Raw genomic sequence first — 25,588 nt, 5'->3', positions numbered from 1 at the left:
CCGGTCAACGACGCCACCTGGCACGCCACCGGCCCGGTCCGGCGGGGCCTCATCGTCGAGCACGCCCTGATCTGCGAGGTCTACGACGCCGCGCAGTGCGTCGGTGACCGGAGGCGCCCCAACTCAAGCCGGCCCGGACTGCTCAGTCTTCCGGGTCGGTGCCTCGTTGGAGGTCGGCGCGGCCGTCGGCGGCGCGGATGAAGCGGGTCATGCCGAACTGGTTCGCGCCGGGGGCGGCGGAGGCCGTGTCGGGAGGGAAGTCGAGGGTCCGGGGAGCCAGTGGCAGGACGTAGGGGCGGCGGAGCACCTCGTCGAGGATGATGACGGTCTCGGTGGCGCGGACGGCAGGGATGTTGGCCAACTGGTCGGTGACCAGGCGGTGTACGGCACCTACGTCGGGGACGCGGATCTGGATCATGGCGTCGTGCTGGCCGGTGGTGATTGCGCAGTACTCCACCTCGGGCATCTGGGCGAGGGTGGCGCGGAACTGCTTCCACAGTTCCTGGCGGACGGTGACGAAGACCAGGGCGCAGATGTCGAGGCCGACGCGGGTGGGGTCGACCCGGGCGCTGAAGCCGCTGATCACACCGTCGGCGCGTAGGGCCTCGAAGCGAGTGTAGGCGTTCGCGCGGGAGACGCCGACGCGTTCGGCGAGCGCTGCGACGGAGATACGGCCCTGTGTACGGAGGACGTCAAGGATCTTGAAATGCACCGAATCCAGGGCAAGACCGATGCCGATCCGTCCAGAACGGCGATCACCGGACGAACCTTGACCTGACAGATCTCCCACGATGGCGCCTCTCCGTTGATTTTCGTCTCGCACTGATCCCAATGGCCGGATGCATTGGTTAACTTCAGCCCACCCTAACGGTGAAACGTCCAGGGCCTTCCCTCGGCGGCCGTCGATGCCCGCCTGGCCTTCTGCTGCACCCCGCTCCCCGCTCTCGGAGGCACCATGTCCAGATCCCGCACCGGGTCGTACCCGGCGGCACTTCCGCTCATCGCTGTCGCAGCGCTTGCCCTCAGCGCCTGCTCGGGCGGCGGCAGCACGGCCGGCTCGTCGGGCGGTGGCAGGACGCTGGTGGTCGACACGTCGTTCAACCTGAAGACCGCCGACCCAGGCCGGGAATTCGAGCCGACCGGCCAGATCGTGGACAAGGTGCTGTACGAGACGCTGCTGACCTTCAAGGGAAGCGACGTCACGAGGCCAGTGGCGGGACTGGCGTCGTCGTACGAGCAGTCGGCGGACGGCAGGACGCTCACGCTGCACCTGCGCAAGGGCGCGAAGTTCTCGGACGGGAGCGCGGTCACGGCGGATGACGTCGTGTACTCACTGAACCGGGTGATCGATCTCAAGGGCAATCCGTCGTTCCTGCTGGACGGGGTGACCGTGAGCAAGACGGACGCCTCGACCGTGACGCTGACGTCGAAGAAGGCGAACCCGGCACTGCCGTTCATCCTGCCCAACCCGGCGCTCGGCATCCTGAACGCCAAGACGGTCAAGGCGCACGGCGGCTCGGAGAAGTACCTCAACACGACCTCCGCCGGCTCCGGCCCGTACACACTGACGTCCTTCAACACCAACACGCAGGTCGTGCTGACGAAGAACCCGAAGTACACCGGGTCGCAGAAGCCGGCGTACGACAAGATCGTGATCCGGAACGTCCAGGCGCCGACGCAGAAGCTCAACGTGCAGCGCGGGGACAGCCAGATAGCCCTTGACCTGACCTCGGACCAGGTCACGGGGCTGACGGGCGGTCTGAAGGTGAGCAGCGGGGCGTCGTCGGACGTGATCTTTCTGCTGTTGAACCGGAGCAGCAAGGTCAGCAGTACCACGGCGAACGCCAAGTTCGCGGAGGCCGTGCGCAAGGGAATCGACTACGACAGCCTACTCAGCCTCGCCGGGGCGGGCTCGGTGCAGCCGGCCGGCATCATTCCGTCGACCTTCCTCGGGGCGCTGCCCTCGTCCGAGAAGACCAGCCGGGATCTGGCGGGGGCGAAGGCGGCCCTGAAGGCCGGCGGGACCAAGAAGCCGTCGGTGACGCTCGGCTACCCCAGTGATCTGACCGTCGACGGACTGTCGCTGCAGACCCTGGCGGAGCGGGTGCAGTCGCAGCTGAAGGAGGTCGGCATCACGGTCACGCTGGCCCCCGCACCGACCACCACCGAGCTGGACAACTACCGCAATGGCAAGGAGCAGGCCGGCCTCTGGTACTGGGGCCCGGACTACCCGGACCCCAGCGACTACCTGGCGTTCCTGCCCGGCAACCTGGTCGGCCTGCGGGCCGGCTGGAAGGCCGGCGCAGACGACACGCTCACGGCGCTGGGCGAGAAGGCGGCGACCACCACCGGTGACGACGCCCGCAAGGCGCTCTACGAGCAGATCCAGACCCGGATGAACGACGGCGGTCCGTTCATCCCGCTGATGCAGCCCAGCCGCAACACGGTGGCGGCCGCCACGGTGACCGGTGTCGCGTACAACCCTGTGTGGACGATCGATGTCGCCGCGCTGGGTGCCAAGTAAGGGCCAGGGCAGGGACAAGGCGCGCAGCGGTGGCGGGCGGCTCCTCGCCCGCCACCCGCTGGCCCGGTTCCTGCTCCGGCGCACCGCGACGGCCGTGCTGCTCGCCTTTGGGGTGACGCTGGTGACGTTTATCCTCACCAACCTCGTCCCCGGCGACCCCGCGGCGGCCGCCCTCGGCCAGCGGGCGGTCGGCGACCCGGCGATCGTCGCCCAGTTCCGGCACCACTACGGCCTCGACAAGCCGCTGCCGGTCCAGTACGTCACGTATCTCGGCAACCTGCTCCAGGGCGATCTGGGCGAGTCCCAGCAGAGCCACCAGCCCGTGCTGACGGACCTGTCGACCGCCGTCCCGGCGACGCTGGAGCTGGCCGGAGCGGCGATCGTGGTCTCGCTGGTCGTCGGTGTGGCCTTCGGGGTGGTCGCGGCGCTGCGCCGGGACCGGTTCACCGACCAACTGCTGCGGGTGGTGAGCCTGTTGGGGGTGTCGGTACCGACCTTCTGGCTGGCGCTGCTCGCCTTCTACCTCTTCTTCTACCGGCTGGGCATCGCGCCGGGCAGCGGCCGCCTCGCCCCCGATCTGAGCGCTCCGCCGCATGTCACGGGCCTGTACACGGTGGACTCCGCCCTCGCCGGGCAGTGGCCGGTCTTCTGGAGCGCTGTCGGCCACCTGGTGCTCCCAGCGCTGGTGCTGACCGCGTACACCGTCGGGCTGCTGACCCGGTTCACACGCTCCGCCGTTCTGGAGGTGCTGGGCCAGGACTACGTGAGGGCCGCGCACGCCAAGGGCCTGCCCGGCCGGACCGTGCTGTTCCAGTACGTGCTCCGGGCGGCCCTCGTGCCCGTCATCACGGTCGCCGGGCTGGCCTTCGGGGCGCTGCTGTCGGGCACCGTCCTCGTCGAGTCGATCTTCGCCTGGCCGGGCCTGGGCGCGTACGCGTACCGGAGCGCGACCACGCTCGACCTGCCGGCCGTGATGGGCGTCGGGCTTGTGGTCGGGATCGTGTATCTGACCGTCAACCTCGCCGTGGACGTGCTGTACGGCGTGATCGACCCGAGGGTGAGGGTGCAGTGAACGGGTGGAAGGGCTTCAGCCTCCTCAAGCGGCTGCCGCGCGCCTGGCGCAGGCCGCTCGCCGTCACCGGCGGCGTGGTCAGCGCCGGGTGGCTGGTGATCGTGCTGGCCGCGCCGCTGCTCGCCCCGCACGACCCGCTGGCGCAGGACCTGCCCCGGCTGGCCGCACCCGGCGCCGGGCACTGGTTCGGCACCGACGAGCTGGGCCGTGACGTGCTGAGCCGGGTGCTGTACGGGGCCCGGGTGTCCATTCCGCTCGCCCTGCTGCTGGTCAGCCTGTCGTTGCTGATCGGCGGGGTCCTCGGGGCCTGCGCGGGGTTCTTCGGGCGGTGGGTGGACGAGACCGTGATGCGGATCGCGGACCTGGTGTTCGCCTTCCCGACCGTCATCCTGGCGATGGTCGTGGCCGCCGCGCTGGGCGCGAGCCTGCAGAACGCGGTGCTGGCGGTGCTGGTCGTCGCCTGGCCCTCGTACGCCCGCGTCACCCGGGGCCTGGTGATGGGGCTGCGGTCACGCGAGTTCGTCCTCAGCGGACGGCTGCTGGGCTTCTCCGCCTGGCGGTCGCTGCGGGTGGACGTCCTGCCCAACGTGCTCGGGCCGCTGCTGGTGCTGGCCACCCTCGACATCGGGACCGCGACACTGCTGCTGTCCGGGCTGTCCTTCCTCGGCCTCGGCGCCAAGCCGCCTACCGCCGAGTGGGGGGCGATGGTCGCCGACGGTACGCAGCAGTTCGACAAGTGGTGGATGGGGGTCTTCCCGGGCCTGGCAATCCTCACCGTCGTCCTGGCCTTCAACTTCCTCGGCGACGCGCTGCGGGACGCCCTCGACCCCGGCACCGCCCGGACCATCGGCGCGGAGAAGGAGCGTGTGGCGTGACCGGCACCACCAACGCGCTGGAGATCACCGGCCTGACCGTCGACCTGCCCACTGAGGCAGGCGGTATCAACCGCATCCTGCACGGCGTCGACCTCGCCCTGCGGCCCGGCCGCATCCACGGACTGGCGGGGGAGAGCGGTTCCGGCAAGACCATGACCGGCCTCGCCGTCCTCGGCCTGCTGCCGTCCGGCGCCCGCCCCGGAGGGCGGATCCGGCTGCACGACACCGACCTGCTGGCCCTGTCGCCGAGGAAGTTGGGCGAGCTGCGCGGCCGGGCAGTGAGCATGGTCTTCCAGGACCCGTCGACCAGCCTGCACCCCATGCTCAGCATCGGGCACCAGCTCACCGACCACCTCCGCCACCACCTGAAGCTGGATCGCAAGGCGGCGAAGGAGAGGGCCGCTGATCTCCTCGGCCAGGTCCGCATCCCCAACCCCGATGAGGCGCTGGGGCGTTACCCGCACCAGTTCTCCGGCGGGATGCGGCAACGCATCGCCATCGCCATCGCGCTGGCCTGCGAACCGCAGGTGCTGATCGCCGACGAGCCGACCACCGCCCTCGACGTCACCGTCCAGGCCGGAGTGCTGCGGCTGCTGCGCGGCCTATGTGACGACCTGGGCCTTGCCGTCCTGCTGGTCACCCACGACCTGGGCGTGATGTCCGCCATCGCCGACGAGGTCAGCGTGATGCGCCACGGCCTCGTTGTCGAGACCGGCCCCCGCGGCCAGGTGCTCACCGCTCCGCAGCACGAGTACACCCGTACGCTCCTGAACGCGCTCCCCGGAGCGGCAGCGGCCCGCGCGCGGACAACGACCGACCCCGCCCCCGACCTCCGGAGCGCCCCATGACCCCGCCGCCGTCGCCGCTGCTGTCCGTCGACGACCTCGTCGTCCAGTACCGCCGTCCCGGCGCGCCGCCCACCCGCGCGGTCGCCGGGGTCAGCCTGGAGGTGCGCGCAGGGGAGGTCGTCGGTCTGGTCGGCGAGTCGGGCTGCGGCAAGTCGACGCTGGCCCGCGCGGTCTGCGGCCTCACGGCGCCCAAGGAGGGCGGGATCAGCTTCGACGGGACGCCGGTGCGGCCGCTGAAGGTGCGCCGCCGGGACCCCGCGCTGACCGCTGTCCAGATGGTGTTCCAGGACCCGTATGGATCGCTCAACCCCCGGCGCCGGGTGGGCGCGCAGATCGCCGACGGCATCCGTACGGCGGCGGCTCGCGGCGACAAGGGGGAGGTGGGCACCCCGGAGGAGTATCTGACCCGCGTTGGACTACCGGAAAGCGCCGCGCAGCGCTACCCGCAGGAGTTCTCGGGCGGCCAGCGCCAGCGCATCGCCATCGCCCGCGCCCTCGCCGCCCGGCCCCGCCTGCTGGTCGGCGACGAGCCGATCTCCGCCCTCGACGCCTCCGCCCAGCTCCAAGTGGCCACCCTGATGCGGTCGCTGGCCGTCGAGTCCGGCGCCGGGCTGCTGTTCATCAGCCACGACCTGTCCGTCGTACGGCTCATCGCCGACCGCATCGCCGTGATGTACCTCGGCCGGATCGTCGAGACCGGCCCCACCACCGAGGTCTGGGACAACCCCCGGCACCCCTACACCCAGGCCCTGCTGGCCGCCATCCCGCAGCCCGACGGCGCCGGACTGCTGCCCGCCGAACTCCCCGGCGACGTACCCGACCCGTCCGCCCCGCCGAGCGGCTGCCGCTTCCACCCCCGCTGCCCCCGCGCCTTCGACGGCTGCGACCGCGAGGAGCCGCAGCTGCTTGCCGGCGGCGTCGCCTGCCGCCTCTACGCGGCGTGACCTGAACCGCAACGGTCCACCTGCCCGCGGCCGCGGAGGTTCAGCATGCCCCGGTGCCTGGCCGGCGCACACAACCCGGCCTTGCCAAAGCCTCGCCCCAAAAGAGATCCGGGGCTGCCCCGAACCGGCCGCGGTGCGCCGCGACCACGCCGCGTCAGCGGCCTCCCGCTTCCGGGCCGGACGACACCTTACGGAGACCGCATGCACATTCAGACCCACGCCACAGAGTCCGGCCAGGACCTCTATCCGGCCGACCGTCTCCACACCGCCCGCGAGGCCGCGGCCCGCGCCGGGCTGGACGCCCTGCTGATCTCCCCCGGCGCCGATCTGCGCTACCTGACCGGCTACGACGCCAAGCCACTGGAGCGGCTGACCTGCCTGGTCCTGCCCGTCGACGGCTACCCGTTCCTCCTGGTGCCGGCGCTGGAGGAGCCCGCTGCCCAGGCATCCCCGGCCGGCGGCCTGGACATGGAGATCACAGGCTGGAACGAGACCGACGACCCCTACGCCGTCATCGCGGCCCGGCTGCCGTCCTCCGTCGCCCGCGTCGGCGTTGACAACCACATGTGGGCGGAGAAGACCACCGCCTTCCACGCCGCTTTGCCGGGCGCCCGGCAGGAACTCGCCGGCAGCGTTCTGAGCGGTCTGCGGATGCGCAAGACCCCGCAGGAGGCGGGGGCCTTGCGCCGGGCGGGGGAGGCCATCGACCGGGTGCACGCCCGCATGGGCGAGTGGCTGCGGGCCGGACGCACCGAAAGAGAGGTCGGCCGGGACATCGCGGACGCGATCATCGCCGAGGGTCATGTCCGGGTCGACTTCGTGATCGTCGGCTCCGGGCCCAACAGCGCCAGCCCGCACCACGAGCTGTCCGACCGGGTGATCCAGCCCGGCGACCCGGTGGTCGTCGACATCGGCGGCACCACGCAGGACGGTTACTGCTCCGACTCCACCCGCGTCTACGCGGTCGGGGAGCCGCCCGAGGAGTTCCGCCAGCTGCATGACGTACTACTGCACGCCCAGATCGCCCAGACCGATGCGGTACGGCCAGGCCTCACCGCAGAACAACTGGACGCCGTCGGCCGCGACATCATCGCCGACGCCGGATACGGCGAGTACTTCATTCACCGCACCGGACACGGCATCGGCCTGGAGAGCCACGAGGAGCCCTACATCGTGTCCGGCAACCGACTGCCGCTGGAGCCCGGCATGGCGTTCTCTGTCGAGCCCGGCATTTACCTCCCTCACCGGTACGGGGCCCGGATAGAGGACATCGTGATCTGCACCGAGGACGGCGGGGATCGCCTCAACCGCACCGGCCGCTACCTGGTCGTACTCCCCTGACACCCAACACCGCCGCCGCACACGGCAGAAAGGCGCCGTCGATGACCAGTGACAACACCGCCCGCCTCACCTTCCCACCGCAGGTCCGGCTGACCGGCGAGGGCCTGGTCCTGCGAGAGTGGACCGACGACGACCTGCCCACCATGGCCGAACTGTTCGACGACCCCGACATCGCGTACTGGACCCCGCTCGCCTCACCCTTCGACGCTGCCGCCGCCCGCGCCTACCTGGCCAGAGCCCGCCAGGAACGCGCCGACGGTCTGCGCCTTCGGCTGGCCATCACCGCCGCCGGCAGCCCCCCGCTGGGCGAAGTCCTCCTCATCCGCAAGAGCACCGACGACCCCGCCGTCAGCCTCGGTTACACCGTGGGAGCCGCCCACCGCGGTCAGCGCCTGGCGTCCCGGGCCCTGAGGGTCATGACGGACTACGCCCACTTCACCGTCGGCCTGCCCCGAGTGACGCTGGGCATCGAGGCCGAGAACGGCGCCAGCATCGCGGTCGCGCGCGCCGCGGGCTTCCACCTCACGGACGCGCCGCCACTCACCGTGGTCAATAAGGGACGCCCGCTAGCCATGGAGGCCTGGGCACACGACAGCCCCTGACTTTCGCGCCGCACCCCGCACCCGCCTACGCACCGAAGGACACCGTCATGCCCGCTTCACCGCCCCCCACCCTCCCGCCGATACCCGTGGGCGGGCGCCCCGGCGGCACTCCCGCCGACCTCGCGGCCATCTGGGCGGTGATCACCGGCACGTACCAGGCCTACACCGCAGGCGACCGTGAGCGCATCGACTCCTTCCTGGACCCCGACGCCACCATCTGGGACTCCGCCACCCCCGAACTCGTATGCGGCAAGGCCGAGCTGGACCGTGTCCGCGACGCCCGCACCGCGGCCGCCGCCGGCACCGCCGAGGCGGGGCTGACGGCGTACGGCCAGGTCATCGACGTCTTCGCCGACCTGGCCGTGGCCCGCTACTGGCTGCGCGTCGACTTCCATGCCGCCACACCGGAACTGGCGCGCAACACCGCCGTCCTGCGACGCGGCGGCAGCGACGCCGGATGGCTGATCGTCCATCTGCACGAAGATGTCCACGGTGCCGCGGGCACGTAGGCATGGCGCATGGTGGGTTGCCTGCATACGGTGGCCGGGCCGCTGCCTCCTTCGCTTCGGATCCGACCGTCCGGCGATCGTCAGGTGGTGCTTGATGTAGCTGGCGGTCTCCTCCCTTGTCATGGTCGGCATCGGTAGCTGATCGAGATCCGCTGCTCCAGGGCCGCCAGGACGCCGTGCTTCATCCGCTTCCGCAGCGTGGGCTGCCCGATCAGCAACACCGCGAACGGCGTCGTGGAGTCCATGTCGTAGTTGGTGAGCATGCGGATCGCGTCCAGCTCGTGGTGGTCGAGGAGGTGCGACTCGTCGATGACGACCGCGGGGGTGCGTCCGCGCTCGTCGACCTCGGAGGCCAGCGCGGCGGGGGGCTTGATCACCTCGACCCGTGGGCCCAACAACTATCGCGACTACAGCGAAGCAGCCCGGGCCGCGTTCTGCAGATCCGCGAACTGCTGGACGCCGGACTGTCGACGCAGCTCATCCGAGCGATCCTGCGTCCTGATCCGCAACCGTGACGCGGTCGCCGGCTACCTCACCGAGCTCCAACGGCACGCGGCCTGACCTGTCGATCAGGGGCCGGACCCGTCTGTCTGAGACGGTCTGCAGCAGTTCCTCGCCCAACGCGGCGATAACGGCGCCGAGTTCCGCGGGCCGGGTGAAGCGGACAGTGACACGGACACTCTCTTCGAGATTGCCCTCTGCTTCCGTCGACCGCCCCACTGCGCACATTGCCATCATCGCGAGCCACTGCCGGGGTCTGGCGCTGTACACCGCCGGAGCCCTGCTGGCCACCTGGTTGACGTGGGCTTGGCCGTCGCTGGACACCTTTGCGGAGGACTTGCTGAATCTGACGGAGTCCTGAACCGGCATGCCTTGAGCGGGGGTCGGGTCGTCGGGATCCTGGATGGGGTACTCCGCGTCCCCGTACTACCCGACATCCGACGCCGACGGCCGCCGATCACGAGGACCTGATGATGACCAAGTCGCACGATCCCCGATGGCTCCGTGTCGAGCGTGGCAACCCCTCGCCGGAGGAACTGGCCGCGCTCGTGGCGGTCCTGCTCGCACGTACGGCCGACGGCGCAGCCGCGTCGGCCCGGGCGGAACCGGCGCCGGCCATACGGTGGCGCCGCCCGGAGCGGGCCTTCCTCTACGACGCTCCCCGCGTCTGGCGCGCTTACGAACGAGTCGCGGCCTGAGCGGAATCGGCGCCCGGGTTGGGCCGGGACCTGAGCGGAGCACGTGCCCTCAGGCCGCCGGGAAGAGGCTGCGGTAGTGCCGGTAGAGCAGGCCTGTGCCGCCCAGCTCCTTGAGCAGCGGCTCCCAGACCGCCTCGATGTGGGCGACCGCCTGGGCCTCCGTGACCCACTCGGAGAAGCTCAGGATTCTGGTGCCGTCGAGGCTGATGTGCATGTTCGCGGATATCCCGCCGGGGTACGCGCGCTCGTCCCCCTCGCCGGCCTCCTCCGCGGCGAAGAGGCCGTCGACGAAGTCGCGCGCGGCCTGGTGGTCCTCCGCGTCGAAGAAGGCCACGGGGAAGGACCCGGCGACGGGCGCCGGGTCGCCGACCGCGCTGCCGCGCACCGCGCGGTACAGCCGGTACGGCACGGGCGCCGGGGACTCGGTCCCCGTGATAACGGCCGTGTCGGAAACGCCGCCCGTCTCCTTCAGCGACCGCACCAGCGCCTCCTGTGAGGACCACTGCGCATACGTCAGCACCGAGGTGCCGTCGCTGCTGACGTAGACCGTGAGCGAGAGCAACTCCGCTGGCCAGGAGAGGGATTGCCAGTGCCCGATGACGGCCTCCGCGACGTCCTGCTGGACACGGCCGCCCACCGGCGTCGTGCCGACCAGGACGACGTCGCTCTGAGGATTCTCGATCACGGGCCGTAAGGTGGATGTGTCGGACATTCTTCGGCTCCTCGGGACGGGCGACCCCACGAAAGACGCGGGCCGCAGCGTGGTACGGAACATTCTCCGACCCGCTGTGACCCGCGCCCAGGGACCTTGGATCAGGATTGCGGAAAGAACATCAATTTCGTTTCAGGGATAGTCAATTCCCGGGTATGACGCCGGTCCGCCACCGATCCCACCGCTGGCTCCGCCGCTGGTTCGGCCCCCGTGGTGGTCGCGCAGGAGCTGCTCCGTGACCTCCTCCAGCCGCCGGGCCGCGCTCCGGTCGAAGCCGGAGTTCTCCACCGAGATCCGCCGACCCTCCACGAAGGCGCTGAGCGCCTGTGCGGGAGGCGCGTCGATGGCCGCGAGGATGGGCGGAAGGGCCGCCGAGACCGGCTTGGCCTGTGCCTGCATCGCCGCGATCTGGCTGAGCGTCGCCGCGTCGTACTCGCCGGCGAAGCTGGTCGACGTGACGCCGGGGTGGATCAGGACGTAGCGGATGCCGCGGTCCCCGTAACGTTCGGCGAAGGAGACGCCGAGCAGGTCGTTGAGCTTGCCGCCCTGCCCGAGCGCGGCGCCGCCGTGGTAGCCGCGCTCCAGTTGCAGGTCGTCCCAGCGCACCAGGCCAAGGCCCGCGCCGGGCCCTGCCACGTTCACCACCACCGGCTGCCCGGCGCCCTCCAGCGCGTCGGCGAGGTCGTGGCCGAACAGGTAGCGGCTGAGGTAGAACAGCGCGAAGTTCTCCTCCAGCCCCTCGGCCGTCTCGGTGCGCTCGCTGCGGTAGAACCGGGCGCAGAACACCAGGGCGTCGACCACGGGGAAGCGGGCGCGGACCGATTCGAGGACGCGCTGGTTCTCGGCGAGCAGACCGAGGTCCGCGGGGAGGAAGTACGCCCGCTCACGGGCGCCCGATTCCTCGGCGGCGTCCAGGAACGCCTTCCCCTTCACCTCGTTGCGCCCGATGACGACGACGGTGTCGCCGCCTTCCAGCCGGGTGGCGGCCAGCTCCTTGCCGATGCCGTCGGTGCCGCCGGCGATCACGATGGTCTTCACGTGCCGTCTCCTTGGGCCGCGACGGGAGTGGGGGCTTTGTCCGCGGGGCTCGACGCGGTGCTCGGCTCGGGGCCGGACTCGGCTGCCTGCGCGGGCAGTTCGCCGGTGGTCTCCGGCGGCACCGGGCGTCCCGGCAGCAACGGGGCGGCGAGCACGACGAGGGCGAGCGCGCCGGTCACCCCCCAGTACGCGGCCCGGAAGCCGTGGAGGGCGTCCCCGTTGCCGGCGCTTTGGACCAGCAGCGCGACCAGCGCGATGCCGATCGCGGCGCCTAGCTGGTTGAGCATGTAGAGCACCGTACTGCCCTGCGGTACCAGCTGACCGGGCAGCGTCCGGTAGAGCGAGGCGATGGTGGGGGCGCCGACGCTGCCGAGGCCGAGTCCGATGGTGAACGCCAGGACACCGGACCAGATTTGGGAGGTGTCCGCGGCGAGCTGGGTGAACCCCACTGCGCTCAGCCCGGCCACGAGCCCGCCGCCCAGCACCAGGTTTCGCGGGCCGATCCGGTCGGACAGCCGACCGGTCAGTGGCATCGAGAGGGCCGAGCCCACGCCGAGTGGGGCGAGCAGCAGCGCGGACTCGAAGGTGTCGTGTCCGCGCACCTGCTGGTAGTAGAGCGGCAGTGCGAACAGGCTCGCGAAGGTGGCGAGGCCGACGAGGGCGCCGACCGTGACGCTGGCGGAGAAACTGCGGGAGGTGAACAGCCGCAGGTCGATCAGCGGCGATGCACGGCGCCCGCGCAGCGCGTGGATGGCGTAGCCGCCGAGCAGCACGACCGCGGCTGCGAGCGGGACGAGCACCTGCCAGGTGGCGAACTCGGTCCGCTCGGCGTACTGCGACAGGGTCAGCACGGCGGTCGCGACGCCGGGGCCGATCAGCGCCAGGCCCACGACGTCGAGCTTGCCGGCGGTGTGCTCGTCGGCCGGCTTGTCGTCCGGGACGACGCGCAGTGCGAGCACCAGGGCGGCCAGCCCGATTGGAATGTTCACCAGGAACATCCAACGCCAGGGCGCCCCTTGCAGGATGAGGCCGCCGAGGACCGGGCCGAACACCGGGCCGCTGGAGCCGACCACGCCCATCAGGCCCATGACCCGGCCGATCCGGCTCGGGCCGGCCGAGCGGGCCAGCAGGGTCAGCATCAGCGGGTCGAGGAGCCCGGCGCCGAGGCCCTGCACCACGCGGAAGACGATCAGGCTGCCGATGTTCCAGGCCAGCCCCGAGCAGATCGAGCCGGCCAGGAAGACGACCAGGCCGAGCAGCCACAGGCGTCGGCCGCCGAACCGGTCGACGGCCCAGGTGGTCACCGGGATGCTCACGGTCAGCGCGAGTAGATAGCTGGTGGACACCCAACTCACCGCGCTGAGTGAGGTGTGGAAGTCCTTGACGAGGGTGTCCGCGGCGACGGCGACCATCGAGCCGTCGAGGATCCCCATGATCCCGCCCAGCAGGATCACGCCGATCAGCCGCCGCAGGGCGGGATCTAAACCTTGGTCCGAGGGGTGCGCCATGACTCTCTCTCCGTTGGCATCGACTGGCGTCAGGTGGCAGTGGCATTGAGGGAATCTGCAATCTGCACTAGCCAGTGCATATTATGGGACTGTCCAGTTTGACTGCAACCAGTCTGGACAACGAAATGCACTTGTGCGTGCAAAAAAAGGTGCGGCCGGTTATGCTTTGGGGATGGCTAGAACTGCGGCATCCTCATCGACGGCGACGGCCGACCGGGCGACCCCGCGAGGGCGCATCGACAAGCGGCAGGCGATCCTGGACGCGGCGTTCACCGTGTTCGCCAACCGGGGTTACGCCCGGGCCTGTATGGAGGAGATCGCCGAGGCCGCGGGTGTCGCCAAGCACACGGTCTACAACCACTTCGGTGACAAGGAGAGCCTCTTCCACGCCGCGATGGAGGCGACCGGCAATGCGGTGATGGGCGAGAACCTCGCGGTGGCGGAACGCCTCACGGCCGACGGCGCCGGGCGTGCCGCGACCGGGAAGGCCGGTGCCGGTGAGGGCTCCGACCCGGTCCGGTCCTGTCTTGAGGACGTGGCGCACGGTCTGCTGCAGCAGTGTTGCGACCCCCGCTCCTGGGCGCTGCGTCGGCTCCTTTATGCGGAGATCACCCGCTTCCCCGAACTGCTCGAAGCGGTCTGGGGACGCGGCGCCGACCGGCTCAGGCAGACCCTGGCCGACCGGATGGCGCGGCTCTCCCTCGCCGGCGGACTGTGCGCCTGCGATCCCGTCGAGGCCGCGGAACAGTTCCTCGCCCTGCTCACCGGACCCATGGAGGCCCGGTCCCAGCTCGGCACCCGGCACGTCCCGGCGGCTGAACTCGACACTGTGGCGGAAGCGGCGGTCCGCACCTTCCTGCGCGCCTTCCAGGCCGACCGCCCGCGCGCCGCCATGTCGGCTGCCGCTTCCTGAACCTTCCTTCCTCAGTCCCCATCCCAAACACCCCCACAACGGCAGTTCCCCGATGACTGGGAGGCAAGCAATGGCGCTTGCGGCTTTGAATCCACCCTCGGCCCGTGCAAGTCCAAGGGAGGCACCGTGCGCATTCTTCTGGTGGAGGCGGAGAAGCACGAAGCGATGACGCTGACCCGTCATCTGGAGCGGTACGGACACGAGGTCACGACCGTCAACTCTGGGACGACCGCGCTGGAGAGCCACCAGCAGGCGGACTTCATCCTGCTCGACCTCGATCTGCCGGACATCGACGGGCTGATGGTCTGCCGCAGCCTCAGCGAGACGGCGGGCATCCCCTTGATCGCGTTCACCGGCGGCGGAACCGAACTCGACCGCGTTCTCGGACTGCGGGCCGGCGCCGATGACTGCCTCGACAAGCCGTATGAGATACGCGAGTTGGCGGCCCGCATGGAAGCGGTGATGCGCCGCTGGGAGCCCCGCAGCCCGGCGCCCGCCCCGAAGACGACGGTCTCCGTCGGGCCCCTGCGGATCGACGCGGCCTCACGCGAAGTGCAGTTGCACGAACGCCGCGTGACGCTGACCCGCAAGGAGTTCGACCTCCTCTACTACCTTGCCCGCCATTCCGAGATGGTCGTCACCCGGCAGCGGCTGATGGCGGAGGTCTGGGAGATCCCGATGGTGCAGGTCCTCGGCTCACAAGCGAGCCGGACCGTCGACACCCATGTGAACTCGCTGCGCAACAAGTTGGGGCGCAGCAGCTGGATCGTCACCGTCCGCGGTGTCGGATTCCGGATCGGCGTCGGCTGACACCAGTGGCGCGCACGGCGTCCCACTCCGTGCGCGCACCCGTGCCCAGCCCGCCGGCGGGACGTCCCCGTGAGTCAATGCCGTGCGGCCAACGCCCCTACAAGTAGACCGTGTTGGGCTCAAGGCCGGTCAACGACCGGCCGTACAGCTCGATGTTGGTGCCCGGTGTGATCAGGGAGTGCAGGGACGCCGCGTGGACATCCCGCTGGATGCGGGTGATCGGCACGCTCCGGAAGATCGAGGAGCCGCCGCTCGCCGAGGCCAGGATCTCCACGGCCTGCTTGGCCTGCTTGGCGATCCAGCCGATCTGCACCCGCGAGAAGACCCGTTCCTCCTGGGACCACGGCTCGTCCCGCCGGATCTTCTCGGCCAGCAGATCGGCGAACCGGTGCGCCCGCGCCTCGGCGTCCTCGATCAGCAGCGCCGCCTCGCCGACCTGGAGATGGGTGGCCGGCGCCTCCTGTTGACTGGGGTAGTTCGTGTACGTCAGCGGCCGCCCGGGGAGCCGCTCGAGGAAGCTCGACAGGGCGTACTTGGCCGCGCCGATCAGCTGGCCGGTCTGCATCACCGTCGCCGTGACCAGCATCGGCACCCGGTAGCCGCCCTTGGCCGCGATGACCGGGGACTTCGAGGCGTTCTGGTAGAAGTCGGCGCCGTCGATCACCCGGTGGTCCGGCACGAAGAGGTTCTTCGCCACCGTGGTCACACTGCCCGAGCCCTGTAGGCCGTTGGTGTGCCAGTCGTCGACGATCTCGAGCTCGGAGACCGGGACGAGGGCGAAGACCGGGAGGGTCTGCCCCGCCGGGCCCTCTTCGGGGATCGCGGCGGTGATCTTCCAATGGGCGTGCAGGATGCCGCTGTTGAACCCCCACTTCCCGTTGATCAGATAGCCGCCGTCGACCCGCGTCGCAGTCCCCGAGGCGGCCGTCGTGCCGGTCACCCGGATGTGCGGCTCGGCGAACACCTCGTCGAGGGCCTCGTCGGGCCACAAGCCGACCATCCAGGTCAGCGAGGCGTAGATGGACAGGCAGAAGGCGACGGAGCTGTTGCCCTTGGCGATCTCTGCGAGCACGTCGACGAAGGCGCGCGCGTCCGACTCGTATCCGCCGTACTCGTTGGGCACCTGCATCTTGAGCAGCCCGGACGCCTCGATTGCCTCGATGACGTCCGGGGGCAGTCGGCGGTTCTCGTCGATCCAGAGCGCGCGGGAGCGCAGCAGCGGGACCAGTTTGGCCGCGGTCTCGACGAGCTCTTCGCGGCTCGGTGCGGGGGTCGGCATTGTCAGTTCCTCTCGATGGATGAGAGCTCTGGATGGGTGGGATCTGGACGGGGGACGGTGGTCTCAGGCCCGCAGGCCGTGCAGGAGGTGGTAGCGCTTGAAGCCGATCGGCCGTACGCCGGGGGTGTCGTGGGTGGCGCGCAGCGTCGCCGTCCGCGTGGCGCCTGCGAGGAACTCGACGTGCGCCTCGTCGCTGGTCCACTCGGCGTAGTTGAGTACGCGGGTGCCGTCGGCGCTGAGGTGGAAGTTCGCCGAGATCATGCCGGGGTGCTGTCCGGCCGGGGCCTGGGCGAGGGCGCCGGCGATCGAGGCGACGATGCTCTCCTGGGGGCCCGGCCCGTCGACGTCGAAGCTGGCGACCACGAAGCTCTCCGGTACCAGCGGCCCGTCGTCCAGCACGATCGCGCGGTGCAGGGTGTACGCGACGGTCTCGGCGCCGGCCAGGCCCCCCAGTCCCGTCGTGAAGACGCGGAGCGCCCGGGCGTCGGAGGTCTGGACGTACGTCAGCACGGTGTCGTGCTCGGTGCTCAGGTATCCGCTGAACGAGAGGATGCCGGGCGGCCAGGGCGTCGCGCGCCACTGCCGTGCGGCTTCGTCCAGGGCTTCGAGGCCCGCATCACGGTCGGGGACGTACCACTGGGCGACGTGGACGGACGTGGAGTCGGCGCGTTGGATGTCCGGAGGTGCGGAGGTGAGCTGCTGGGGCATGGCCGTTCCCTTTCCAGGGCTTTGGTCGCAGGGGTCGAAGGGGGATACGGGCGTCAGCGGGGATACGGGCGTTCGCTGCGCGCGGTGCGCAGCGCTTGTCCCCACCAGTTGAGTTGGTCGAGGAGTAGTCCGGCCGAGGCGACGTTCAGCTCGGGTTCGGTCAGCCGGCCCTGCGCGTCGAAGCGGTTCGCGGCGTCGGGCAGGGCGACGTTCTCGCGTACCGTCAGCGCGTGCACCTCGGCGAAGACCTGCCGCAACTGCTCCACGGCACGTATGCCGCCGCTGAGGCCGCCGTACGACACGAAGCCGACCGGTTTGGTCGCCCACTCCTGGTAGAACCAGTCGATGGTGTTCTTCAGCGCTGCCGGGAAGCTGTGGTTGTACTCGGGCGTGACCACAACGTAGGCGTCGGCCGAGGCGAGCACGGCGCGCAGCGCCTCCCGTACCCGGGCGGTCTCGACCGGCACCCCCCGGCCGGGCCGGGGCAGGGCGAGCGGCAGCGGGTAGTCGGGGAGGTCGACGTTCTGCACGGCGAACTCGGGGCGTTCTTTGACCTGTTCGAGGAACCAGTCGGCCACGGCGGGGCCGAGCCGCCCGTCCCTGACGCTGGCGGTGATGATGGCGAGCGAGAGCTGGTCGTCTGTCATGGTGCGGCCTGTCTGTGAGGGGTTCGGAGTCCGGTCAGCGCGGTCAGCAGGCCGATCGCGCCGACCGCGGTGATGAACGACAGCGCCGGCCGGTGGCCGTAGTGCGAGCCGAGCAGCCAGGCGGTGGTCGGGAGCATCAGTACGGCGCCGAGCTGCACGGCGGCCTGGTAGAGCGGGACGGCGGCCGCCCGGTCGGCGGCGGGGAGGGCCGAGGTGGCCTGCATGTTGAGGGCGGCGAAGGAGAGCACGAAGCCGGCGCCGACCAGGAGCAGTGCGGGCAGCATCCCGGCGGCGTATGGACGAGCGTCCGGCCGCCACAGGTAGAGGGCGTAACCGAGCAGGGGCGCGGCCGCGCCGAGGGCGATCGGCCGGCTGGTGCCCCAGCGTGCCGTCATGGACCCGGCGAAGGGCACGGTCACCGCGAGCGGCACGCAGGCCGGCAGCAGTGCGAGCGCCGATTGCCAGACGGGCCAGCCGAGTTGGCTCTGGGTCTGGAAGGTGAGCAGGAGCAGTAGGCTCTGGTAGGTGCCGTTGAGCGTGGCCGCGCCCACCGCGGAGCGCAGCAGCGGGCCGTTGCGCAGCAGCGCCGGGGCAATACGCGGGACCGGCGCGCGGCCCCGGTCGGCCGGGACGATCCGCAGCGCGAACAGGAGCAGCACCAGTGCGACCGGTGCGGGGAAGAGCAGCGTCCAGCGCCAGCTCGCGGTCAGCAGCGCGCCCGACAGCAGCAGGCCCGCCGTGAAGCCGGCCGCGCCGAAAAGGGAGTAGACGGATACCGCCCGGCGCCGCTGCGGCCCCTCCGGGAAGGTGGCGCCGATGATGGCGAGGCCGGTGGGCGCGGTGAGCGCCGCGGCGGCCCCCTTGACCACTCGGGTGGCGATCAGCAGGGCAGCGGTGTCGGCGAGTCCGCCGGCGACGGACGCCGCGGCGAAGACCAGCATCGCGGTGAGGTAGACCCTCCTGCGGCCCAGCGCGGCGTTGAGTTTCGGCCCGACGACGAGCAGGGCGGCGAAGCCGAGCGCGAAGCCGCTCATCAGCCACTGCACCGTCGACAGGCCGAGACCGAGCGAGGCGCCGATGGACGGCAGGGCGACGAGCACCACGGAGACCTCGATCGCGTCGAGGATCATGTTGGCCGAGAGGATGAACAGGACGGACCACAGTCGTGCGTCCCAGCGCGGCGGGTCCGCCGCGGACGGTGTGTCCGGCGCGGACCGTGCGGCCGTGGGGGAGGCTGGTCGGGAGGAGGCGGTCATCGCGGTCACGCCCGCAGCAGCGGTGGCAGCGTCTCGGTGACGAGCCGGATGTTCTCCTCGACGACGTCCTGCGGCATCCCGGCGATGCTCGCCCAGAAGATGAGGTGGCGGACCGGCAGGTCCTTCGTCAACTCCTCGATGCGGACGGCCGCCTCCTGCGGCGTGAGGATGTCCAGCAGGCCGCGGGTGTCCTCTGCGTCCGGGGCGCGGAGGTCCTCTGCAGTGAGCAGCGGGATGCTGTGGTCGGTACCCTCCACCGACCCCTGCCGGTAGGAGTTCACCTGGTGCGCCAGGTGCGGTGCCACACGGTGCCAGGCCTTCTCCGGGTCTTCGGCGAGGATGATCGGCAGCAGGTCGGCGACCCGTGCCGCCCGCGGGTCGTGGCCGCCCTCGACCAGGCCCTGCCGGTAGTGCTTGAACAGCGGACGCGAGATGTGCAGCAGGCCGATGCCGAGCCGGCCCGCGATGCGCGCGCCGCGCGGCCCGTAGAAGCCGCCCCACACCGGCGGCGGGTCCTGGATCGGCAGGGGGGTCACGGCCCGTTCCTCCCACAGGCGCAGGATCTCGCGGATGTTTTGTTCGGTGGCGGCGAACCGGCGGCCGAAGTCCGCTCCGAACAGCTGGTACTCGGGCAGCCGGTAGCCCGCGCCGAGGCCGAGTTCGAGCCGGCCGCCGCTGAGGAGGTCGACGAGCGCGGCCTGTTCCGCGATGTCGACGGGGTGGTGCAGGGCGGGCAGCACGACCGAGGTCCCGATCCGGGCCCGGCGGGTGCGCGCGGCGACGGCCGCGGCGACGGTCAGCGGTTGCGGCAGGTAACCGTCATCGAAGAGGTGGTGCTCGGTGAACCACAGGCCGCCGGCTCCGCGCTCGTCGGCCTCCTCGCACAGTTCCAGGGTCCGTGCGTAGTGGTCGGCCCACGGCCGGTGCCACTGCTCGGGGTTGCGCAGGTCGAAGAGGAGTCCGATGTCCATGGCGCGATCCTTTTCACTGGGGTTCGCTGAGGCCCGTCACCGGGCCTTGTCACTGGGGTCACTGAGGCGGGTTGCCGTGCTTGCGGTGCGGCAGCTCGGCGCCCTTGGCGGTGAGCATGGCCAGGGCGCGGCAGAGCACCGGCCTGGTCAGGCGCGGGTCGATGACATCGTCGACGAGGCCGCGCTCGGCCGCGTAGTACGGGTGGACCAGCTCGTCCCGGTACTCGGCGATCTTCCGGGCGCGCATCGCGGCCGGGTCCTCGGCCGCTGCGATCTCCCGGCGGAAGACCACGTTCGCGGCGCCCTCGGCGCCCATCACCGCGATCTCGTTGGTGGGCCAGGCGAAGGCCAGGTCGGCGCCGATGGAACGGGAGTCCATGACGATGTACGCGCCTCCGTACGCCTTGCGCAGGATCAGCGAGATTCGCGGCACGGTCGCGTTGCAGTAGGCGTACAGCAGCTTGGCGCCGCGCCGGATGATGCCGTCGTGCTCCTGGTCCACACCGGGCAGGAAGCCGGGGACGTCGACCAGGGTGACCAGCGGGATGTTGAAGGCGTCGCAGAACTGGACGAAGCGTGCGCCCTTCTCGCTGGCCGCGATGTCCAGGACGCCGGCCGTCACCGCGGGCTGGTTGGCGACCAAACCGACCACCCGGCCCTCCAGCCGGGCCAGCGCGCAGACCAGGTTGGGCGCGAAGGCGGCGTGCACCTCCAGGTACTCGCCCTCGTCGACGATCTCCTCGATCACCCCGCGGACGTCGTAGGAGCGGTTGCCCTCGGCGGGAACCAGATCGAGCAGCGCCTCGGACTCGCGGTCCGGCGGGTCCGCGGTGACCGTCCGGGGCGGCAGCTCACGGTTGTTGGGCGGCAGCAGCGAGAGCAGATAGCGGACCTCGGCCAGGCAGGTCTCCTCGTCGTCGTGGACGAAATGCGCGACCCCGGAGGTCTCGGCGTGCACGTCGGCGCCGCCGAGCCCGTCCTGCGTGATCTCCTCGCCGGTGACCGCCTTGACCACCTCGGGTCCTGTGATGAACATCTGCGAGGTCTCCCGCACCATGAACACCACATCGGTGAGCGCCGGGCTGTAGGCGGCGCCTCCCGCGCACGGGCCGAGCATCACGCTGATCTGCGGGATGACCCCCGAGGCGGCCGTGTTGCGCCGGAAGATCCCGCCGTAGCCGGCGAGTGCCTGGACGCCTTCCTGGATCCGTGCGCCGGCGCCGTCGTTGAGTGAGACCAGCGGTGCCCCGGCGGCGACGGCGAGGTCCATCACCTTGTGGATCTTCTCGGCGTGCGCCTCGCCCAGCGCGCCCCCGAAGATCCGGAAGTCGTGGGCGTAGACGAACACCGTGCGGCCGTCGACCGTGCCGAAGCCGGTCACCACACCGTCGGTGTGCGGCTTCTTGGCCTCCAGGCCGAATCCGCTCGCCCGGTGCCGTCGCAGTCCCTCGATCTCCGTGAAACTGCCCTTGTCCAGCAGAAGTTCGATCCTCTCCCGGACGGTCAGCTTGCCGCGGGCGTGCTGTCGTTCGGTTGCCTTCGGGTCCGGCCCCTGGTGGACCAGCTCCTTCAGCGCGCCGAGGTGTGCCATGCGTTCGGCGATACCGCCGGAGACCTCTGTCGTCGGCATGCTGTCACCTCACCTCCAGTCCTGTTCGGTCAGTCGCGCGTCTCGGCAGTCGCGTCTCGGTCTGCCGCGTTCGGTTCGGTGGTCGCCTGCGGCGGGGTCAGCCCAGCAGGGTGCCGCCGGTGGCGTCGATGAAGGCGCCGGTGATCCACCGGGCCTCGTCGGTGGCCAGGAAGGTGACCACATCCGCGACGTCGCCGGCCTGGCCCACCCGCTTGAAGGCCGACAGCTGGGCCATCTGCTCCACCGCCTCGGGTATGTCGAAGACGGAGCTGCCGTTGTCGGTGATGCCGGGTGCGACGCTGTTGATGGTGATGCCGCGCGGGGCCAGCTGTCGGGCGAGGTGCAGGGTGAGCTGCTCGATCGCGCCTTTCGTCATCGCGTACGCGACCTGGTCGGGGTTGGAGACCCGGGTCAGCCCGGATGAGATGTTGATGACGCGGCCGCCCTCGGGGATCTGAGGCAGCGCGCGCTGCACGATGAAGAAAGGCGCCTTGGCGTTCACCGCGTAGAAGCGGTCGAACTCCTCGGGAGTGACGTCCTCGGGGGCAATGCCGGTCGAGGTGGCGGCGCCCGCGTTGTTCACCAGGATGTCGAGGCTGGTGCTGCCGGTTCGCTCCTTGAGGCCCTGTTCCAGGCCGAGGAAGAGTTCGTGAACGTCGCCGGGAACCCCCAGCTCGGCGCGGACCGCAAAGCCGCGGCCGCCGTCTTTCTCGATGCGTTCGACGGTCTCCTGGGCGGCCGCCTCGTTGGCGGTGTAGTGCACGGCGACCAGCGCGCCCTCCCTGGCCAGCCGTACGGCGATGGCGCGGCCGATGCCGCGGCTGGATCCGGTGACGAGTGCCGTCCTGCCGACGAGCCTGCTCATGGTGTCTCTCCTACGATTTTGGGGGGTGACGTCGGATGGGGTGAGATGCGGTCGCGCTCGGCCGACAGGGGCTCTAACGGCCCGGACAGCGGGAGTTCCGGCTCCGGCGGCCGAAGTCCGCTGATCGCGCGCGCCAGGTGGCGGCGGGCCGGGCCGATCTCCAGCAGTTCGCCGAAGACCGACCTCAGGCCGTCCACTTCCGGGCCGCCGAGCAGCAGCCGAGCCTGGGCCTGGATGTTGGTGATCGTCGCGGCGCCGATCCGGTGGCGGGCTTCGTGGTAGCTGTCGAGCAGCGTGAATCCGCCCGCCTCCTCGGGCCCGCCGAAGTCGTCGGGCCCGGCGACCTGTTGGGCGAGCTTGCTGCCGAGGTCCGCGGCGTCCTGCAGCCCGAGGTTGAGCGCTTGGCCGCCGACCGGCATCTGCACATGGGCCGCGTCGCCTGCCAGCAGGATGCGGCCCTTCACGTAGCTGCGGGCCTGGAGGCTGGTGTTGTCGAAGGAGTTGAGCCAGACCGGGGTCCCGGCGCTGATGTCCTCGCCGGTCACCAGGGCCCAGGCGTCGACCACTTCGTCCAGTGCGGGTGCCCCGGCGCGCCGTCCGGGCGTGCTGCCGTGGACGTGCACCATGACCCGGGTGGTGCCGTCGGGCCAGCGGAAGGCAGTGGCCAGCCCGTGCGGATGCCGCTCGAAGCGCCGGTTCGGCACGTCAATGCCCGCGAGGTCCGCCCTGAGCATCTCCAGGGTGCCGTCCTCACCGGTCACCTCGAACCCGGCCAGCTGGCGTACGGTGCTCCGCTCACCGTCGCAGCCGACCAGGTACGAGGCGCTCAGGACGGCCGGCTGCCCACCGAGGGCGATGAAGCCGGCCTCGACGCGGTCGGTGCGCGAGCGCAGGCCCGTGAGCACGTGCCCACGCAGCACCCGCGCGCCCGACTCGGTCGCCCACTCCTGCAGCACGGCCTCCAGGCGCGACTGCGGGCATTTCCACTGGCCGGCGTAGGGGTGGCCGGGAGCAGCCGCGGTCAGGTCGAGCGGCATGCCGCCGAAGTGGCCCGGGCCGCCGCTTTGCAGCGGGCCGAGCCGGTCCAGTAGCCCGCGCTCGGCGAGAATCTCCATGCTGCGGGTGTGCAGCGTGGAGGCGCGGGACTCCGTGGTCGGCTCGGTGCGCTGCTCAAGGACGGTCACCCGCGCGCCGCCCAGACGCAGCTCACCGGCGAGCAGGAGCCCGACGGGGCCGGCCCCGATCACGACGACGTCGGTGTCCAGTGAGTCCGCCATGCTCAGCGCCGCGCTTCCGCGTACTCCTTGGCGTGGTTCAGCGTGGTCCGGCTGTTGCCGCCGAGGGCCTCGCGGATGAACCGGCGAGCCTCGGGGACGCCCGCCTCCGGGCCGAGCACTTGGGCGATGCTCTCGGCGTTGAGCACCACGGTGTGCTGGGAGGTGGCGGTGGTGACGCCGTCGGCGCCCTCCTCGAACGTCCAGTAGCCGGTGTGCAGGTCGAGGAGCGCGGGCAGAGTGGTCTGCTTGTAGGCGATCTTGTGGTGCGGGAAGCAGACCCGGACCGACTCCGTGGTGTGCGTCGAGCCGTCCTTGGTGAGGGTGTTCAGCCGCAGGGTCTGCAGGCCCGGGGTGTCCTCAGTCAGTTCGACCTTGGCGACGTGCGGCAGCCGCTCCGTCCACAGGTGCGCCTCGTTGACGAAGTCGTAGACGTCCTTGGCTGCGCCCTCGACCCGGACGCTGTCCTCGAAGGACAGGCTCAGCTCGGCGTTCTGCGCCGACAGCTCCAAGTTGGCTTTCAAGCCCGGCAGTTCGGCCCGGCTGTTGCGGTCCACCGCCGCGTCGATCCAGCTCAGACCCTCCGGGTCGTCGTCGATCGCTCGGTAGGAGTGCAGCAGGCGCACCCGGGACTCCTGGTCGCCGACCCGCTCGATGATCCAGGTGCCGGTCATCTCGGCCACCGGAGGCGCCGAGACCTCCTGCCAGAACCGGATGCGCAGCGCCTCGGGGTCCAGCGTGCGCCGCGAACTCCAGTTCTTCGCCTCGCCGTTGGCGGTGGCCCAGACGCGGATGCGCTCTTCGTTGCCATCGCGTTCGAGGTAGTCGACGTAGACCGACGGCGGGAAGAGCCGGGGCCAGTTCTCGACCTCGGCGAGCAGCCGGTAGACGTCGGCGGCGTCCGCGTGCACGGTGATTTCGTGTTCGACCTCGCGGGTCGTCATGGTCGCAGCTCCGATCGGTGCGGAAGGGGGGAGAAGTGGGCGGTCAGAAGTTGCCGAGGCCGCCGCAGACGTTGAGCGCCTGGGAGGTGATGGAGGCGGCGGTGTCGGAGGCGAGATAGCCGACCAGGCCGGCCACTTCCTCGGGCGACGAGTAGCGGCCGAGCGGGATCTTGGCCTCGAACTTCTCCTTGATCGCCTCCTCGCTGGTGTCGTACGCGGCCGCGTAGCCCAGCCGCACGCGCTGGGCCATGGGCGTCTCGACGTAGCCGGGGCAGACAGCGTTCACGGTGATCCCGGTGGGGGCCAGCTCGTTGCCGAGCGCCTTGGTGAAGCCGACGACGCCGTGCTTCGAGGCCGAGTACGGGGCGCCCAGCACCACGCCCTGCTTCCCGGCGGTGGAGGCGATGTTGATGATCCGGCCGCGGCTCTTGACCCGCAGGCCGCCGCCGTTGAGCACCTCACGGGTGACCCGGAAAACGCTGTTCAGGTTGGTCTCGATCACGTCGTACCAGAGCTCGTCGGCGATGTCGGCGGTCACGCCGCCGCCGCTGCGGCCGGCGTTGTTGACCAGGACGTCAATGGGGCCGAAGCGGGCGACGGCGGCCTGGACGAACGCCCTGACCTCGTCGTCGCTGCGGACGTCGACGGCCTCGCCCTCGACCTCCAGACCCTCGGCGCGCAGCTCCTTGACGGTTGCCGCGACGTTGTCGGCGCTGCGGGCGCCGATGAACACCCGGTGGCCCTGGCCGGCCAGCAGCCGGGCGACCGCGAGTCCTATGCCGCTGGTCGCGCCCGTCACCAGGGCGACGCGTCCGGTGGTCTCTGCCATGGTCTTTCCCCTCAGGCGGTCGGAGCAGCGGAGAGCTGCTTGTTGACGATGTCAATGAGGCCCCGGGGGGTGACCGCGTCGGTCAGCGCGGAGTCGTCCAGCGAGATGCCGAACTCGCGCTCGATCCGGCCGCCGGTCTCCAGCAGTGCGAGGGACTCGTAGCCGAGCGCTTGGAACTCGGTGTCGACGATGTCGCCAGTCAGATCGACGCTCTCGTCGACGCCGGCGGCCTCCAGCAGGATGCGCCGCAGGTCGTCGAGGGTGAACGGGCTTGTGGACATGTCCGGGCC

General features: G+C 70.7%; 28 protein-coding genes. 11 read left to right on the top strand and 17 right to left on the bottom strand.

Translation table 11 applies throughout. The annotated features are described in order from the left end of the window. Positions 1-142: 142 nt before the first annotated feature. Positions 143-712, bottom strand: a complete 570-nt coding sequence (locus ACFZDJ_RS28105; protein ID WP_391062808.1) for an Lrp/AsnC ligand binding domain-containing protein — start codon at positions 710-712, stop codon at positions 143-145. Positions 713-955: 243 nt separating this feature from the next. On the opposite strand from ACFZDJ_RS28105, the gene ACFZDJ_RS28100 reads away from it, so the two are divergent. The 8 genes from ACFZDJ_RS28100 to ACFZDJ_RS28065 all read left to right on the top strand — a co-directional run bounded on the left by ACFZDJ_RS28100 (position 956) and on the right by ACFZDJ_RS28065 (position 8,715). Next, on the top strand, positions 956-2,524 hold the full coding sequence (locus tag ACFZDJ_RS28100) for an ABC transporter substrate-binding protein (protein WP_168516179.1): 1,569 nt from the start codon (positions 956-958) through the stop codon (positions 2,522-2,524). Then, the gene (locus tag ACFZDJ_RS28095; RefSeq protein ID WP_391062804.1) at positions 2,514-3,596 is read left to right on the top strand and encodes an ABC transporter permease subunit; all 1,083 of its coding nucleotides are present in this window, start codon (positions 2,514-2,516) and stop codon (positions 3,594-3,596) included. The genes ACFZDJ_RS28100 and ACFZDJ_RS28095 overlap by 11 nt, the downstream gene beginning before the upstream one ends. After that, positions 3,593-4,471, top strand: coding sequence for an ABC transporter permease subunit (locus tag ACFZDJ_RS28090; RefSeq protein ID WP_391062801.1), 879 nt, complete (start codon positions 3,593-3,595; stop codon positions 4,469-4,471). Before ACFZDJ_RS28095 ends, ACFZDJ_RS28090 begins: the two co-directional genes overlap by 4 nt. Next, positions 4,468-5,319, top strand: coding sequence for an ABC transporter ATP-binding protein (locus ACFZDJ_RS28085; protein ID WP_168516183.1), 852 nt, complete (start codon positions 4,468-4,470; stop codon positions 5,317-5,319). Before ACFZDJ_RS28090 ends, ACFZDJ_RS28085 begins: the two co-directional genes overlap by 4 nt. After that, positions 5,316-6,263 carry an oligopeptide/dipeptide ABC transporter ATP-binding protein gene (locus tag ACFZDJ_RS28080; protein WP_391062798.1) on the top strand — a complete coding sequence of 316 codons (948 nt, stop codon included), beginning with the start codon at positions 5,316-5,318 and terminating at the stop codon, positions 6,261-6,263. Before ACFZDJ_RS28085 ends, ACFZDJ_RS28080 begins: the two co-directional genes overlap by 4 nt. A 201-nt stretch (positions 6,264-6,464) precedes the next feature. Beyond that, complete coding sequence (locus ACFZDJ_RS28075) at positions 6,465-7,604, top strand: M24 family metallopeptidase (RefSeq protein WP_391062795.1); 1,140 nt, start codon at positions 6,465-6,467, stop codon at positions 7,602-7,604. A gap of 41 nt (positions 7,605-7,645) precedes the next feature. Then, positions 7,646-8,206 (top strand): GNAT family N-acetyltransferase, encoded by a 561-nt coding sequence (locus tag ACFZDJ_RS28070; RefSeq protein WP_391062790.1) that lies wholly within the window; start codon positions 7,646-7,648, stop codon positions 8,204-8,206. 47 nt (positions 8,207-8,253) lie between these two features. After that, entirely contained in the window at positions 8,254-8,715 is a 462-nt protein-coding gene (locus ACFZDJ_RS28065) for a nuclear transport factor 2 family protein (RefSeq protein WP_168516191.1), read from the top strand. A gap of 119 nt (positions 8,716-8,834) precedes the next feature. Here the strand turns inward: ACFZDJ_RS28065 and ACFZDJ_RS28060 are convergent, their stop codons facing one another. Next, entirely contained in the window at positions 8,835-9,092 is a 258-nt protein-coding gene (locus ACFZDJ_RS28060) for an AAA family ATPase (protein ID WP_391062788.1), read from the bottom strand. Positions 9,093-9,192: 100 nt separating this feature from the next. Beyond that, positions 9,193-9,585 carry a hypothetical protein gene (locus tag ACFZDJ_RS28055; RefSeq protein ID WP_391062786.1) on the bottom strand — a complete coding sequence of 131 codons (393 nt, stop codon included), beginning with the start codon at positions 9,583-9,585 and terminating at the stop codon, positions 9,193-9,195. A gap of 104 nt (positions 9,586-9,689) precedes the next feature. On the opposite strand from ACFZDJ_RS28055, the gene ACFZDJ_RS28050 reads away from it, so the two are divergent. Further along, positions 9,690-9,914 (top strand): acyl-CoA carboxylase epsilon subunit, encoded by a 225-nt coding sequence (locus tag ACFZDJ_RS28050; RefSeq protein WP_099925054.1) that lies wholly within the window; start codon positions 9,690-9,692, stop codon positions 9,912-9,914. Between the two features lie 49 nt (positions 9,915-9,963). Here the strand turns inward: ACFZDJ_RS28050 and ACFZDJ_RS28045 are convergent, their stop codons facing one another. From ACFZDJ_RS28045 to ACFZDJ_RS28035, 3 genes are all read right to left on the bottom strand, one after another. Continuing rightward, positions 9,964-10,599, bottom strand: a complete 636-nt coding sequence (locus tag ACFZDJ_RS28045) for a hypothetical protein (protein ID WP_391062783.1) — start codon at positions 10,597-10,599, stop codon at positions 9,964-9,966. A gap of 159 nt (positions 10,600-10,758) precedes the next feature. Further along, positions 10,759-11,664 (bottom strand): SDR family NAD(P)-dependent oxidoreductase, encoded by a 906-nt coding sequence (locus tag ACFZDJ_RS28040; protein ID WP_390939949.1) that lies wholly within the window; start codon positions 11,662-11,664, stop codon positions 10,759-10,761. After that, complete coding sequence (locus tag ACFZDJ_RS28035; protein ID WP_391062781.1) at positions 11,661-13,172, bottom strand: DHA2 family efflux MFS transporter permease subunit; 1,512 nt, start codon at positions 13,170-13,172, stop codon at positions 11,661-11,663. Before ACFZDJ_RS28035 ends, ACFZDJ_RS28040 begins: the two co-directional genes overlap by 4 nt. A 172-nt stretch (positions 13,173-13,344) precedes the next feature. Here ACFZDJ_RS28035 and ACFZDJ_RS28030 point away from each other — a divergent pair, with 172 nt between their 5' ends. Together ACFZDJ_RS28030 and ACFZDJ_RS28025 are read left to right on the top strand one after the other, a co-directional pair. Continuing rightward, a complete protein-coding gene (locus ACFZDJ_RS28030) occupies positions 13,345-14,085 on the top strand; it encodes a TetR/AcrR family transcriptional regulator C-terminal domain-containing protein (protein ID WP_390939945.1) in 741 nt (246 codons plus the stop codon). A gap of 126 nt (positions 14,086-14,211) precedes the next feature. Beyond that, positions 14,212-14,895, top strand: a complete 684-nt coding sequence (locus tag ACFZDJ_RS28025; protein WP_168516211.1) for a response regulator transcription factor — start codon at positions 14,212-14,214, stop codon at positions 14,893-14,895. A 97-nt stretch (positions 14,896-14,992) separates the two neighbouring features. On the opposite strand, the gene ACFZDJ_RS28020 is transcribed toward ACFZDJ_RS28025, so the two are convergent. From ACFZDJ_RS28020 to ACFZDJ_RS27970, 11 genes are all read right to left on the bottom strand, one after another. Then, positions 14,993-16,174, bottom strand: coding sequence for an acyl-CoA dehydrogenase family protein (locus ACFZDJ_RS28020; protein ID WP_168516213.1), 1,182 nt, complete (start codon positions 16,172-16,174; stop codon positions 14,993-14,995). A gap of 63 nt (positions 16,175-16,237) precedes the next feature. Next, positions 16,238-16,882: a hypothetical protein gene (locus ACFZDJ_RS28015; protein ID WP_390939942.1), complete on the bottom strand. Its 645-nt coding sequence runs from the start codon at positions 16,880-16,882 to the stop codon at positions 16,238-16,240. 53 nt (positions 16,883-16,935) lie between these two features. After that, entirely contained in the window at positions 16,936-17,529 is a 594-nt protein-coding gene (locus ACFZDJ_RS28010; protein ID WP_391062779.1) for an NAD(P)H-dependent oxidoreductase, read from the bottom strand. Then, entirely contained in the window at positions 17,526-18,785 is a 1,260-nt protein-coding gene (locus tag ACFZDJ_RS28005; RefSeq protein WP_391063366.1) for an MFS transporter, read from the bottom strand. The genes ACFZDJ_RS28010 and ACFZDJ_RS28005 overlap by 4 nt, the downstream gene beginning before the upstream one ends. A gap of 5 nt (positions 18,786-18,790) precedes the next feature. Further along, positions 18,791-19,756 (bottom strand): LLM class flavin-dependent oxidoreductase, encoded by a 966-nt coding sequence (locus tag ACFZDJ_RS28000; protein ID WP_390939937.1) that lies wholly within the window; start codon positions 19,754-19,756, stop codon positions 18,791-18,793. A gap of 58 nt (positions 19,757-19,814) precedes the next feature. Further along, on the bottom strand, positions 19,815-21,347 hold the full coding sequence (locus ACFZDJ_RS27995; protein WP_390939977.1) for a carboxyl transferase domain-containing protein: 1,533 nt from the start codon (positions 21,345-21,347) through the stop codon (positions 19,815-19,817). Positions 21,348-21,483: 136 nt separating this feature from the next. Continuing rightward, on the bottom strand, positions 21,484-22,251 hold the full coding sequence (locus ACFZDJ_RS27990) for an SDR family oxidoreductase (RefSeq protein ID WP_391062776.1): 768 nt from the start codon (positions 22,249-22,251) through the stop codon (positions 21,484-21,486). Further along, positions 22,248-23,528 carry an FAD-dependent monooxygenase gene (locus tag ACFZDJ_RS27985; RefSeq protein ID WP_391062773.1) on the bottom strand — a complete coding sequence of 427 codons (1,281 nt, stop codon included), beginning with the start codon at positions 23,526-23,528 and terminating at the stop codon, positions 22,248-22,250. The genes ACFZDJ_RS27990 and ACFZDJ_RS27985 overlap by 4 nt, the downstream gene beginning before the upstream one ends. Positions 23,529-23,530: 2 nt before the next feature. Further along, complete coding sequence (locus ACFZDJ_RS27980; RefSeq protein WP_391062770.1) at positions 23,531-24,469, bottom strand: SRPBCC family protein; 939 nt, start codon at positions 24,467-24,469, stop codon at positions 23,531-23,533. 43 nt (positions 24,470-24,512) lie between these two features. Further along, positions 24,513-25,298: a 3-oxoacyl-ACP reductase FabG gene (fabG, locus tag ACFZDJ_RS27975; RefSeq protein ID WP_099918122.1), complete on the bottom strand. Its 786-nt coding sequence runs from the start codon at positions 25,296-25,298 to the stop codon at positions 24,513-24,515. Positions 25,299-25,309: 11 nt separating this feature from the next. Next, positions 25,310-25,579, bottom strand: coding sequence for an acyl carrier protein (locus ACFZDJ_RS27970; RefSeq protein WP_168516230.1), 270 nt, complete (start codon positions 25,577-25,579; stop codon positions 25,310-25,312). Positions 25,580-25,588: the final 9 nt, after the last annotated feature.

The sequence above is a fragment of the Streptomyces sp. NPDC007896 genome, assembly GCF_042959425.1.
In the GTDB taxonomy this organism is placed as follows: domain Bacteria; phylum Actinomycetota; class Actinomycetes; order Streptomycetales; family Streptomycetaceae; genus Streptomyces.
Note: the sequence above shows the minus strand (reverse complement) of the source record. Positions and strands in the feature narration are given on the sequence as shown.

Bases quoted from the DNA above. Each gene is read 5' to 3' on its own strand.
- ACFZDJ_RS28100 (WP_168516179.1), top strand. From the start codon at position 956: ATGTCCAGATCCCGCACCGGGTCGTACCCGGCGGCACTTCCGCTCATC.
- ACFZDJ_RS28080 (WP_391062798.1), top strand. From the start codon at position 5,316: ATGACCCCGCCGCCGTCGCCGCTGCTGTCCGTCGACGACCTCGTCGTC.
- ACFZDJ_RS28075 (WP_391062795.1), top strand. From the start codon at position 6,465: ATGCACATTCAGACCCACGCCACAGAGTCCGGCCAGGACCTCTATCCG.
- ACFZDJ_RS28070 (WP_391062790.1), top strand. From the start codon at position 7,646: ATGACCAGTGACAACACCGCCCGCCTCACCTTCCCACCGCAGGTCCGG.
- ACFZDJ_RS28065 (WP_168516191.1), top strand. From the start codon at position 8,254: ATGCCCGCTTCACCGCCCCCCACCCTCCCGCCGATACCCGTGGGCGGG.
- ACFZDJ_RS28055 (WP_391062786.1), bottom strand. From the start codon at position 9,585: ATGCCGGTTCAGGACTCCGTCAGATTCAGCAAGTCCTCCGCAAAGGTG.
- ACFZDJ_RS28050 (WP_099925054.1), top strand. From the start codon at position 9,690: ATGACCAAGTCGCACGATCCCCGATGGCTCCGTGTCGAGCGTGGCAAC.
- ACFZDJ_RS28035 (WP_391062781.1), bottom strand. From the start codon at position 13,172: ATGGCGCACCCCTCGGACCAAGGTTTAGATCCCGCCCTGCGGCGGCTG.
- ACFZDJ_RS28030 (WP_390939945.1), top strand. From the start codon at position 13,345: ATGGCTAGAACTGCGGCATCCTCATCGACGGCGACGGCCGACCGGGCG.
- ACFZDJ_RS28020 (WP_168516213.1), bottom strand. From the start codon at position 16,174: ATGCCGACCCCCGCACCGAGCCGCGAAGAGCTCGTCGAGACCGCGGCC.
- ACFZDJ_RS28015 (WP_390939942.1), bottom strand. From the start codon at position 16,882: ATGCCCCAGCAGCTCACCTCCGCACCTCCGGACATCCAACGCGCCGAC.
- ACFZDJ_RS28010 (WP_391062779.1), bottom strand. From the start codon at position 17,529: ATGACAGACGACCAGCTCTCGCTCGCCATCATCACCGCCAGCGTCAGG.
- ACFZDJ_RS28005 (WP_391063366.1), bottom strand. From the start codon at position 18,785: ATGACCGCCTCCTCCCGACCAGCCTCCCCCACGGCCGCACGGTCCGCG.
- ACFZDJ_RS28000 (WP_390939937.1), bottom strand. From the start codon at position 19,756: ATGGACATCGGACTCCTCTTCGACCTGCGCAACCCCGAGCAGTGGCAC.
- ACFZDJ_RS27995 (WP_390939977.1), bottom strand. From the start codon at position 21,347: ATGGCACACCTCGGCGCGCTGAAGGAGCTGGTCCACCAGGGGCCGGAC.
- ACFZDJ_RS27990 (WP_391062776.1), bottom strand. From the start codon at position 22,251: ATGAGCAGGCTCGTCGGCAGGACGGCACTCGTCACCGGATCCAGCCGC.
- ACFZDJ_RS27985 (WP_391062773.1), bottom strand. From the start codon at position 23,528: ATGGCGGACTCACTGGACACCGACGTCGTCGTGATCGGGGCCGGCCCC.
- ACFZDJ_RS27980 (WP_391062770.1), bottom strand. From the start codon at position 24,469: ATGACGACCCGCGAGGTCGAACACGAAATCACCGTGCACGCGGACGCC.
- fabG (WP_099918122.1), bottom strand. From the start codon at position 25,298: ATGGCAGAGACCACCGGACGCGTCGCCCTGGTGACGGGCGCGACCAGC.
- ACFZDJ_RS27970 (WP_168516230.1), bottom strand. From the start codon at position 25,579: ATGTCCACAAGCCCGTTCACCCTCGACGACCTGCGGCGCATCCTGCTG.